Source organism: Acinetobacter sp. TY1, from assembly GCF_048551395.1.
In the GTDB taxonomy this organism is placed as follows: Bacteria; Pseudomonadota; Gammaproteobacteria; order Pseudomonadales; family Moraxellaceae; genus Acinetobacter.
Genome location: NZ_JBLYZK010000003.1, coordinates 78375 through 90309, shown reverse-complemented (window position 1 = coordinate 90309; position 11935 = coordinate 78375). Strand labels below are relative to the sequence as shown.

The 11935-nt window shown below is 38.8% G+C and carries 11 protein-coding genes; 5 read left to right on the top strand and 6 right to left on the bottom strand.

Annotated features, from left to right (window positions below):
• The first annotated feature begins 19 nt into the window (after positions 1-19).
• The gene (locus ACK2M2_RS03025; protein ID WP_419346081.1) at positions 20-1483 is read left to right on the top strand and encodes a phospholipase D family protein; all 1464 of its coding nucleotides are present in this window, start codon (positions 20-22) and stop codon (positions 1481-1483) included.
• Between the two features lie 81 nt (positions 1484-1564).
• On the opposite strand, the gene ACK2M2_RS03020 is transcribed toward ACK2M2_RS03025, so the two are convergent.
• Positions 1565-2017: a hypothetical protein gene (locus ACK2M2_RS03020; RefSeq protein WP_419346080.1), complete on the bottom strand. Its 453-nt coding sequence runs from the start codon at positions 2015-2017 to the stop codon at positions 1565-1567.
• Positions 2018-2187: 170 nt separating this feature from the next.
• Between ACK2M2_RS03020 and ACK2M2_RS03015 the strand changes: the two genes are divergently transcribed.
• Positions 2188-2712, top strand: coding sequence for an RcnB family protein (locus ACK2M2_RS03015; protein WP_419346079.1), 525 nt, complete (start codon positions 2188-2190; stop codon positions 2710-2712).
• Between the two features lie 64 nt (positions 2713-2776).
• Here the strand turns inward: ACK2M2_RS03015 and ACK2M2_RS03010 are convergent, their stop codons facing one another.
• A complete protein-coding gene (locus ACK2M2_RS03010) occupies positions 2777-3271 on the bottom strand; it encodes a phosphate-starvation-inducible protein PsiE (protein WP_419346078.1) in 495 nt (164 codons plus the stop codon).
• Positions 3272-3433: 162 nt separating this feature from the next.
• On the opposite strand from ACK2M2_RS03010, the gene ACK2M2_RS03005 reads away from it, so the two are divergent.
• Positions 3434-4060 carry an FMN-binding negative transcriptional regulator gene (locus ACK2M2_RS03005; RefSeq protein ID WP_409510317.1) on the top strand — a complete coding sequence of 209 codons (627 nt, stop codon included), beginning with the start codon at positions 3434-3436 and terminating at the stop codon, positions 4058-4060.
• A 76-nt stretch (positions 4061-4136) separates the two neighbouring features.
• Here the strand turns inward: ACK2M2_RS03005 and ACK2M2_RS03000 are convergent, their stop codons facing one another.
• The 3 genes from ACK2M2_RS03000 to ACK2M2_RS02990 all read right to left on the bottom strand — a co-directional run bounded on the left by ACK2M2_RS03000 (position 4137) and on the right by ACK2M2_RS02990 (position 8899).
• Positions 4137-5918: an acyl-CoA dehydrogenase C-terminal domain-containing protein gene (locus tag ACK2M2_RS03000; protein WP_409510318.1), complete on the bottom strand. Its 1782-nt coding sequence runs from the start codon at positions 5916-5918 to the stop codon at positions 4137-4139.
• A gap of 207 nt (positions 5919-6125) precedes the next feature.
• Positions 6126-7928 carry an acyl-CoA dehydrogenase C-terminal domain-containing protein gene (locus tag ACK2M2_RS02995; RefSeq protein ID WP_419346077.1) on the bottom strand — a complete coding sequence of 601 codons (1803 nt, stop codon included), beginning with the start codon at positions 7926-7928 and terminating at the stop codon, positions 6126-6128.
• A 302-nt stretch (positions 7929-8230) separates the two neighbouring features.
• Positions 8231-8899 (bottom strand): hypothetical protein, encoded by a 669-nt coding sequence (locus tag ACK2M2_RS02990; RefSeq protein WP_419346076.1) that lies wholly within the window; start codon positions 8897-8899, stop codon positions 8231-8233.
• Positions 8900-9035: 136 nt separating this feature from the next.
• Between ACK2M2_RS02990 and baeS the strand changes: the two genes are divergently transcribed.
• Positions 9036-10706 carry a sensor histidine kinase efflux regulator BaeS gene (gene baeS, locus ACK2M2_RS02985; protein WP_419346075.1) on the top strand — a complete coding sequence of 557 codons (1671 nt, stop codon included), beginning with the start codon at positions 9036-9038 and terminating at the stop codon, positions 10704-10706.
• Between the two features lie 31 nt (positions 10707-10737).
• Positions 10738-11430 (top strand): response regulator, encoded by a 693-nt coding sequence (locus tag ACK2M2_RS02980; RefSeq protein WP_409510322.1) that lies wholly within the window; start codon positions 10738-10740, stop codon positions 11428-11430.
• Positions 11431-11545: 115 nt separating this feature from the next.
• On the opposite strand, the gene ACK2M2_RS02975 is transcribed toward ACK2M2_RS02980, so the two are convergent.
• Positions 11546-11926 (bottom strand): MmcQ/YjbR family DNA-binding protein, encoded by a 381-nt coding sequence (locus ACK2M2_RS02975; protein ID WP_419346074.1) that lies wholly within the window; start codon positions 11924-11926, stop codon positions 11546-11548.
• Positions 11927-11935 lie beyond the last annotated feature (9 nt).

Here is an 11935-nt window from a genome sequence, read left to right as displayed (position 1 = left end):
ACAGATTAGGTTTTTTTCTATGCGTATCTTTAATAAAATTCAGCATAAACTGAATTGGTCAAAACGACGTTATGTCGGTGTGTTATTAGGCTTTTTTGCATTTGGTTATTTGGCGTCAGCTGTTTATCACACAGTTAAACCAATGCATGAGGGGCTTAATTTCACAGGACCATTACGTCATGCCAATGTACAGTTTCTGGTAGATCAGACGTATATCGATATGCAAGGAAAACAACAGATTGATCAACAGATTTTTGATCAGGTATTACAACTGATTAAAGAAGCTAAAAGCACGATTGTGATTGATATGTTTTTATTTAATAAAGAAGTGGGCAATTCTAAAATTCCACAACGAGAACTGACAGAGCAACTTACACAAGCTCTAATTAATCAGAAAGTAGTCAATCCAACGCTTGAAATAAAATTTATAACAGATCCGATCAATTCCGTATATGGCGGGATTCTGCCTGAGCAATATCGTCAATTACGTCAGGGTGGCATTGATGTGATTGAAACCAATTTGACGCCATTACGTGCATCTAATCCTACGTGGTCAGGGCTGTGGTATTTGTGCTGTCAAGACTTAGGAAATAATCCTGAAAAAGGTTGGTTAAATAATCCTTTTGGTAAAGAGCCAATCACGCTTCGAAGTTATTTCAATTTATTCAATTTTAAAGCTAATCATCGTAAAACCATTGTTGTTGATACCGATGCAGGATGGAAAACCATAGTAACCTCAGCCAATCCACATGATGGTAGTTCACGCCATTCTAATGTTGCTTTAATGGTGACAGGTGCTATTGCAACAGATGTACTTAAATCTGAACAACCCGTTGCGATGCTATCAGGTGGTACGACACCATTTGTTGCTATAGGGAACATGGAGGGTGTTAAGACTGATCCACAGGTTCAAGTATTGACTGAAAAAGCCATCTATGAAGCCATTTTAAAAATGCTGAGTACGGTAAAATCGGGCGATAAGATTGATTTAGCCATGTTTTATTTATCGGAACGTCAGATTATTAAAGGGTTAATTTCTGCCAAAGAAAAAGGTGCTCAGGTTCGAGTGCTACTTGATCCAAATAAAGATGCATTTGGTCGGCCAAAAAATGGCATTCCTAACCGTCAAGTGGCTTCGGAGTTACATGAAGCTGGTGTCGATGTGCGTTGGTGCAATACGCAAGGCGAGCAATGTCACAGCAAAATGATTGTGAAACGTAATGCCCAATCGGCTGAGTTAATTTTAGGTTCAGCCAACTTTACCGCACGGAATTTGAAAAATTATAATTTAGAAACTGATTTACGTGTCCTGGGAAAACCACAACAGCAAGTTTTTGTTGATGCCGAACAATATTTTAATACCGCATGGTCGAACTTAAATGGTCGTCAGATGAGCGTAGAGTATTCAAAATTTGCAGATGAATCTACGTTTAAGTATGGCGTGTATAGATTTATGGAGTGGAGTGGTTTGTCGACTTTTTAATGACTTTACCCTAATCCTCTCCTATAAGGAGAGGGAAAATACCTTCTCTAGCTGAGAAGATTGGGATTAGGGCTTTTAAAATTAATGATGAGGATTTGGTGGAACTACTGCATCCAAATCCTTATCGGTCATTTTATCAAGTTCATGTAAGTCTGTTTTTATTTTCCATTGATCAATATTTTCAACAGGTTTTGGCAGACGAGCTTCAAGCCAATCACAGACCACATCAGGTGGAAAGTCGACATGATTACACTGAATGACCCACGCTAAAAATTGCTTTGCTTCACCGTTCATATATGGAGGAGGGGAAACAGGTAAAAATTGAGTCGGTAGGCGTTCATTCTTTGAAATGTAATTTAAGACATGACCGAGTTCTTGAACGGTTTGCCATGCAAGCGGATGATCGATATTGATCTGAAATTTAAACCACCACGCCTGTTTGTCATCTGAACCATAGCTATCAATAAATGCTTCCTGCACACTTGGAACTTTGCAAAAAAATTGATGAAGACGGTCAAAATTCAGTTCAGCCACAGTACAGCATCCATCCAATTAAAAAATATATATTAGCAGAAAGACAGCTTATTTAATCTGACCTAAGTATGACAAATTTGAGTAGTGCTATAATTTGTATATTATTTATTCATTATTTATCTTAAATTAGGTTTTAAACTGTCTAGATTGAATCAGGAGTGGAAAAGACAATGAACAAAAGCATCATACAGTCAGCACTTATGTTGATGATTGCTACAGTGTCTGTTTCAGTGGTGGCAGATAATAAATGGGGTGGATATAAGTCGGTAGAGCGTCATCAGCATTCTGCACCGTATACATCGTCTTATCAGGGTAATGCAACACCATATGGGCATCCATTTACACAGACGTATCCTGTTAATCCACCAAATTATCACGGAGGAGGTCATTCACAATATCCTACTCGACCACTGCCAAATTATCCTAGTCAAGGCTATCCAAACCATAGTTATCCATCTTATCCAAGCTACCCACCACAAAATGGTGTGACGATTATTTATAATCATCAATTTCCAACCAAAACAGAATACTCAGGAAATAGCTACGGTTATGTGAATGGTGATGGTGGTTCAATACAAAGTTCAGAATATACCTTAATTACTGATTGGCGCCGTTATGGATTGCCCGATCCGCAAGTGGGCATGCATTGGGTTTATCAAAATGGGCGTTATGTGCAAATTCCAAATGGACGATAAAATGGAATGATTTTCCTTGATATTGAAAGCGCTCTCTTTACGTAAAAAGGGAGCGCTTTTATTTTTAAGCCAACTCGTCATCTTCAGGGCGTGGCGTTTTGCCGTGAGGTAGGGGTTTTTCTGAGTGTTTGTCTCGTATAACCGATGGATAAGTCCAAGATGCATATCGCACCACCAAAATGGCAATCGCTAAAATGAGGATAGAACCTGTAATAATAACTTGGCTAATATCGGCTTTATGGTTGTGTTGAATATCTGAAATAAGTAATCGAGTGAGTGCTGTGATGGCGATATAAATCAGAAAACGTACAGGCATGTGATTGGTTTTAAAGTAAATACCAACCATCGCACCCAACTCTAAGTATATGAATAACAATAATATATCATCAATGCTGGCATATTGTTTAACGGTTAAAATTTCGAATATGGTATGAACTGCTGACCATGCGATCATACAGCCAATAATAAATAGGGCAATGTAGTGAAAAGCTTCTACTGCAATATTGCCAAACTTGTCGAGGAGGTTTTCTATTTTCTCTATACGTGGGTCTTTGTTCATTTTATCCTCCAATATGTGCTTTTACGGTTTACGAAAATATCTATAGTAAAAAGCATGCAAGTTTCATGCACATGAAAGGCAAATGAAGAATCTTTGATATATTTTATGAGCTTCTTGATGTTAGTTTTAATATCGTTATTTGGATGGTGATTGAGAATAAAAATGTATTTACCTACTCATTTTCAACAAGAAAATATGGCTGAACTTTTTACTTTAATTGAAAAGAATCCTTTAGGAACTTTGATTGTAGTGCATGATGGTGAAATTGAGGCCAATCATATTCCTTTAGCATTAGATTGTTCAGTTGGAGAAAGTGGCATTTTGCGTGGACATATTGCCAAAACGAATCCTTTATTTGAATTATTGGAAAATGCTCAATCTGCCTATGTGATTTTTCATGCTGATCAAAATTATATTTCGCCAAATTGGTATGAAGGAAAACAAGAGCACCATCGAGTTGTACCGACGTGGAACTATAGGATAGTACATGTCAAAGGAATAATTCGTAAGGTGAACGATGAAAAGTATTTACGTGGTATTTTGGCACGATTGACTCGAACTCATGAAGCAACACAACCGATTCCGTGGAAAATGGGTGATGCTCCGAAGGATTTTATTGAAGAACAGTTAGAGAAAATTGTTGCGATTGAAGTTGAGATTGAATCGATTGTTGGTAAGTTTAAAGTTAGTCAGAATCGGTCGAAACAAGATGTTGAAAATATAGAAAAGGCTTTGGAAAATTTAAACCCTAAAATGGCGCAGTCAGTGAAGAAATATTTTCCTCAATAGATTGTAATGAAGATAAATGTATTCAACTGCTAAAAAAATGCCCAAATAATTGGGCATTTTTTATTTTAAATTAAGCTTATGATTGTGTTGTGAAATAGCCTTCACTGAAGTCCATAATCACTTCAGAACCTGCTTTAATTTTCATAATACGTGAACTTAAATCAGGCAAGATACGTTGAATGAAGTAATGTGTAAGCGCAAGTTTGTCTTGATAGAACTGACCTTCTTTGTCTTTTGCAGCATTGGCAATTTTTGCAAACATATACGTGAAGCTCAGTAAACCTACAGCATGTAGATAATCTACGGCAGCAGCATTTGAGTACTCAGGATTTTCTTTTGCACGTTCAAGAACAAATTGAGTAATCATATCTACTTCAGTTGCAACATCTAAAGTTGCATCTTTAATGAAATTTAGGCTCGTGTCTAAATCATTGGCAAAATCACGGATTTCTTCAATGTATTCAGCAATGAATTCACCGTTACATTTAATGGTTTTACGACCAATTAAATCTTGTGATTGAACGCCATTTGTACCTTCGTAGATTTGTGCAATACGCAAGTCACGTACACATTGCTCCATCCCCCATTCACGAATAAAGCCGTGGCCACCGAAAACCATTTGCGCATCAATTACTGCATCAAATGCTGTATCTGTTAAATATGCTTTTGCAATTGGTGTTAAAAGTGCAACACGGTTATTTGCTGCTGCAACCGCTTCAGGATCAGTTGAGAATTTTGTAATGTCTAATTGTTGGCCGACATAGACTGCAAATGCACGAGATGCTTCATTGTTTGCACGAGCATTGAGTAACATACGGCGTACATCGCCATGAACTAAAATGCTATCTGCTGGTTTCTCAGGAGATTTAGCACCTGTTGGGCTACGACCTTGTAAGCGATCAGTCGCATATTGTGCTGCATTTTGGTAAGCATATTCAGAGGCACCAAGACCTTGAATACCCATAGACAAGCGCTCGTAGTTCATCATAATGAACATCGCAGCTAAGCCTTCATTTTCTTTACCAACGAGGTAGCCTTTAGCAGCATCAAAGTTCATCACGCAAGTTGCAGAAGCTTTAATCCCCATTTTGTGTTCAATAGAACCAGGACCTGCTGTATTGCGCTCACCTAACGAACCGTCAGCATTAACAATAAATTTCGGTACGATGAATAACGAAATACCACGAGAACCCGCAGGTGCATTTGGTGTTTTTGCAAGTACGAGGTGGATGATGTTCTCAGAAAGATCGTGGTCACCACCCGTAATAAAGATTTTAGTCCCTGTAATATTGTACGTACCATCTGCATTTGGTTCAGCTTTGGTTTTGATAATACCCAAGTCAGTCCCTGAATGTGGTTCAGTCAAACACATCGTACCTGACCATTCACCTGTATACATTTTAGGTAAATAAGTTTCTTTTTGTTCTTGTGATGCATAGCTGTTTAACGCCATACCTGCACCCACAGAAAGAAGCGGATAAAGCATAAATGAGGGATTAGTTGCAAATAACATTTCATCTGACAGCACAGTCAGCATTTTTGGCATTGCCTGACCGCCCCATTCTTCATCAGCACCTAAGCCAATCCAACCGCCTTCAGCGTATTGTTGGAATGCGGCTTTAAAGCCAGCAGGTGTTGTCACTGCGCCATTTGCAAATTGAGCACCTTCTTCATCGCCTGAACGGTTTAAAGGCAGGGTTACATTTTGCGCAAATTTTGCCATTTCTTCTAAAATAGCTTCAGCAGTAGCAGCATCGACATGCGCTAAATTTTCATTTGATTGCCAGAATTGTTCTGCATTGAAAACATCATTCAGGATGAATTTCATATCCGCAAGAGGAGCGTTATAAATTGGCATATTGGTTCACCTATTGGTTTTTTGAATCGGATGACTTTAAATCAGTTTAATTGAACAGCATCAAAGCAGTCAGGAGATTTAAGGTAATTTATGTGACTATTTATGAAGAAAAAGGATAAAGAAAAAGGACCGTCAAAGCTATGACCGTCCTTTTCTATTTCTGTACTCAAGAGTGCAGAGTTTTGGTGTGTTTGTTCAAAAAACGACTTAGAATGCGAAGTCTTCTGGGCTTAGTGCCATGAGGGGATCAAGACCGCCTGCAATTACGTCTACATGTGAACGAACACGTGGAAGAATCTTTTTGAAGTAGAAGCGAGCAGTAGTTACTTTAGCCGAATAGAAACCAGTTTCAGTAGAACCTTCTGCCAATTTTTGTTGCGCAAGAAGTGCCATACGAGCCCATAGGTATGCAAGTGTTACATAGCCTGAGAAGTACATATAATCGACTGCGGCAGCACCCACTTCGTCAGGGTTTTGCATTGCTTTCATACCAATTTGCATCGTTAAGTCACCCCACTCTTTATTGAGTGAAGCAAGTGGCTCAAGGAACTCTTTCAAATCAGCATTGTCTTTGTTTGATTCGATAAATTTGTGCACAATTTTCGTGAAGTCTTTCAACATCGCACCTTGTGTACCCAATACTTTACGACCTAACAGATCAAGTGCTTGAATTTCAGTTGTACCTTCGTATAAGCAAGAGATACGTGTATCACGTACAATTTGCTCCATACCGTGTTCTGAAATAAAGCCGTGACCACCGAATACTTGTACGCCGTGTTTTGCAGACTCTGAACCTGTTTCAGTTAAGAATGCTTTTGCAATTGGCGTTAACAATGACAAGATATTGTCAGCAAATTTACGTTCTTCTTCAGTTTCACCTTGTTCAACGATATCTGCATATTGAGACAAGAAGTAGACCAATGCACGACCGCCTTCAGCAAATGATTTTTGCGTCATCAGCATGTTACGTACAGCAGGGTGAACAATGATTGGATCTGCTTCTTTTTCAGGTGATTTCGGACCTGAAAGTGAACGCATAGCTAAACGATCTTTCGCATATGCAAGCGCACCTTGGAAAGATGATTCAGAAGCTGTTAAACCTTGTACAGCAGTACCAATACGCGCAGTATTCATGAATGTGAACATTGCATGTAAACCACGGTTTTCAGGGCCAATTAAGAAGCCTTTTGCATTATCAAAATTGATGACGCAAGTTGCATTTCCATGAATACCCATTTTGTGTTCAATTGAACCACAACGTACAGCATTACGTTCGCCAATTGAACCATCAGCATTCACGTTGAATTTTGGTACGATGAACAGTGAAATACCTTTAGTGCCTTTAGGCGCGCCAGGTAAACGTGCAAGTACGATGTGGATGATGTTATCCGCCATGTCGTGTTCACCAGCAGAGATAAAGATTTTCTCGCCAGAAATTGCATAGCTACCATCAGCTTGTGGTTCAGCTTTAGAGCGGATAATACCAAGGTCAGAACCTGCGTGAGATTCTGTTAAACACATGGTACCTGTCCATTCACCTGAAACAAGTTTCGGTAAATACGTTTCTTTTTGTTCAGCAGAACCATGATGCTCAACGGTACGCACCGCACCATGAGAAAGACCAGGGTACATACCCCAAGACCAGTTTGCAGAACCGACCATTTCAGAAATCGCAGTACCCAATGAACCTGGTAGACCTTGACCACCATGTTCTTCAGGAACAGAAAGAGAAGGGAAACCAAGCTCTACATATTTATCATACGCAGCTTTAAAGCCTGTAGGTGTTGTTACAACGCCATCATTCCAAGTACAACCTTCACGGTCGCCGACTTGGTTCAATGGTGATAATTCATTTTCACAAAAATCTGCACCAGCTTCTAAATATTGGTCAACCAATTCACGGCTTACGGTGTCCTTGAATGCAGGGAGTTTTGCATAATGTTCTTCAGCATTTAATAATTCATGCAAAACGAATTGCATATCGCGTAAGGGTGCTTTGTATTGTGGCATATCGTTTTCCTCAATACTGGTTAAACCAGATTTATAATCTTAATAAATATTGATGACGTATCATTAAAAGAGATACATCTAAGTTCCGTTACATCGTGCAACATCTTATAGTCAGGTACAAGTATTTCATGTTGTTTTCACCGTGACTATGAAGTCAATAAAAACTTCAAATGTTGCAAAATTGCATTGAGTGTAAATGGTTTATATGAAAAAAGAACAATTGGAATGTTCCAATTCGTAAAAAGATATGTCCAAAAAAAATCGCTCAAATTGAGCGATTTTTTGCTTTTCAGATTTAAATTTTACGATGCTTTTAGTGTAGCCGTTGATGCAACAGGTGCAGACGCGGTATTTTGTGCTTTCGGTAATGGGTTAAATTTTACAACACATGTACCGTCAACAGTTTGTTCGCCAAATTTAACTTGTACAGTTTTACCGTTGCTTTGACCTTGGCAAGCTTTGAAAATAGCTTGTTGTTGCACTTGACGTTGTGCAAGGCGTTGGTCAAATTGTTTCGTCAATTCAGCACGTTTTGCATCAGTTAGCATTGTATCTTGGTTCATCCCACCATGATGCATTCCATGGCGCATATGATCTGGGCGTGGTGTATTTGCATCGTCACGCATGTTTTTACGCATTTCTTTCATTGCTTTACGGTCAGCTTTGAAAATCATGTTACATGTACCATCAACACTTTGTTGACCCACTTTGACTTGAATGGTTTGACCGACAGTTTTACCATCACAAGCTTTTTGAATTTGCTCACGCATCTCTTTACGTTGCGCATGCATTTGTTTCATTTCTTCACGTTGTTCTGGTGACATTTTGTTATGGTGTTGATTGTGATCTTGACGATCCATCATACGACCATGATGATCATTTTTTGAACCTTGAGTTGATTGGCATGCGGTTAAAGCCCCCATGCTGATAACACTTGCTGTAACGAGTACGATTTTTGTCATTGCTTTCATTGTTACTACTCCAATGAATATTTTAAATTATGTTGATGGAGTTAAGATTAAATAATAATGATGTAGAAACAATGGAGAGAATTTTGAATCCGTGTTGAGTACAATGGAAAAATGAGAAGAAAAATGTGAGATTGTTTTGAAAATACGCCGTGTCCCCATCGCATTACGCTTGTTCCTGACAGTACTGTTAACAACATTACTGATTACGACAGCAAGTATGGGGGTTTTGCATTGGACAATGCAAAAGAACTTTGCCAAATATGTTGCCGATGTCGAGATGCAGAAGCTCGATCATCTCATTGATAATTTGGGCGGTGTTTACGGTATTTATCAAGACTGGGGTAATGCAGTTCAAGCACAAATTTTTCAAATTGAAGGTGATGCTGCACCCGATGATTATGATAAGTTGTCGCGTTGGTGGTTACGTCGACAGTATGATATTGCCTTACAGCAACGTTATTTTAAAGAACATACTTTACTTACGCCAATGACAGCGCAAGGTACCTTGTCTGAACAACAAAAAATGGATCAGGAAGAGTTGCGTATTCTCGAAGAGAACCTACCTTCCGAATATCAACCATTTGAAGGATTGAAGTTTCCGCTTAGTGAAAATCAAAGTTTATTTAGACCGCCTGAAAAAAATAAAGACAGTAAATCATCGACACAAACTATGATTTCACTCGATCAAAAAGATGGTAAGAAACGGTTCATTTCTATGCCTGACCGTTTAGGTTTAAGTTCGCGTTTATCTTTGTATGATGCACGTCGTCAATTTATTTTAGGCGAACCTGCGGGAGATCAGGTGTCGTATCGTCCAATTAAAGTCAATGATAAGGTAGTTGGCTATCTGGGCTTGAAACCCGTTTTAGATCAGGATGATGCGCTAAGTATTAATTTTTTTAGTAATCAAAAGCGTTATTTAGTCTTGATCTATATTCTGACTTTCTTAAGTAGTTTAGTGGCTGCATTATTATTGGCAACCTATTTTAAAACACCAATTCAACGTCTTTTAAAAGCTACGCAAGAATTGACTAAGGGTAATTTTCAGCATCAGGTAATTGTGAACCGTAATGATGAACTTGGAGATTTATCGACAGAGTTAAATCACTTAGCAACTATTCTAGATCAACACGAAAATTCACGCCGTCAATGGGTGGCAGATACCTCACATGAACTCAAAACGCCACTTGCTGTGTTACAAGCGCAGATTGAAGCGATGCAAGATGGTATTCGTAAACCTACTCCTGAGCATTTTGATGCAATGCTACGTCAGGTTAGCAGTCTGAAGAAACTCACTCAAGATTTGGCAGATTTAGCACAAGCCGAAGCGCAACAATTGAATTGTTATTTTGCTGCGGTAAACCCTTGGTCGGTGATTGTGCAAGAAGTTGAAAACTTTAAGCCGAAATTTGAGCAAGCAGGCTTGAGTGTACATGCGCAAGGCGAGGGGACAATATTACAACTGGATGTTGACCGCTTTAAGCAAATTATGGTCAATTTACTGGGCAATAGCATTCGCTACACCGAAGCCGGTGGTGAAGTGCAGATTCATACACGCCAAGATGCTCATAGTTGGTCAGTCATTGTGGATGATAGCCCATTGGGATTAGATGATATTCAATTGAAAAAACTCGGTGAGCGTTTTTATAGGGTGGATGATTCTCGAACTCGCAGTACAGGTGGTACAGGTTTAGGCTTGGCATTGTCATGTAAAATCGCACAGGCTTTAGGTGGTACATTACGTTTTGATCATTCGCCATTGGGTGGATTACGCTGTATTTTGACCTTTCCCAAACAACAGCCCTGAATTAATCATTGTATAAAAGGAAAAATCACGCATGAAACATATTATGCTAGTAGAAGATGAAGTGGAACTTGCACAATTGGTGCGTGATTATCTTGAGGCGGCTGGTTTTGAAGTCAGTATGTTTCATGATGGTCAGGAAGCTTATGACAGCTTTCAGCAACGCAAACCAAGCTTGATGATTTTGGACTTGATGGTGCCTCGTATGGATGGTTTGACCATGTGCCGTAAAGTTCGTGAACAGTCCGATTTACCCATTATTATGGTGACCGCACGTACTGAAGAAATTGATCGTGTACTCGGGCTCAATATGGGAGCAGACGATTATGTCTGTAAACCTTTTAGCCCGAAAGAATTGGTTGCTCGCGTACAAGCAGTTTTACGTCGTTTAGAGCGTAAAGCAGAACCTGAAGATCATAATCTTTTCCGTATGGACAAAGCACAACAACGTATTTGGTATCAACAAAAGTCGTTGAACTTAACACCAACTGAATTTCGTTTATTGGAATTATTTTTAGATCATGTCGGGCAGGTTTATTCTCGAGCACAGCTTTTAGACCATATTAACCCTGAAAGTTTTGATGTGGCTGACCGTGTTATTGATAGTCATATCAAAAACTTAAGACGTAAAATATCAGAAGCTGCTGAAACAGGGAATCGTCATGAATGGATTCAAGCTGTATATGGTGTAGGCTACCGTTTTGAGTATCCTGAAGATAACTTCTAAAGCTAGATTGCTTTTTTGTGGATAAATATAGGTTTATCCACAAAAAATATAGATAAATAGACATCACTGAATTTTTACGTGTAAATAAAACAATAGATCATAAAAAATTAAATACTTATTGTATTGAAGAGTGAATTTCTAACGCTTGTTTTTGTACTTTTGTGAGTGTTTTTACCACCAATTCATAAGATGTGCTGATCAAATCTTCGAGTAATTCTTTGGAAATTTGCTCACCTTCATAAACTGAAATCCAATGCCGTTTATTCATGTGATATCCCGTGTGAATCGATGGATAAATATCACGTAACATATCGCCGTTTTCAGGTAGTACTTTTAAATTGATAAATGGCTGACCTTGTAATGTCGATGTCAGTAAAAATACTTTATTCATGACTTTAAAGACGGGAATATCCTCGCCGAAAGGATAGCTTAGTTCCGCTTGAGCTAAAGTCTTTGCAAAACGTAGCGCATATTGCTGAATATCATTTCCTGTCATGATGAGCTC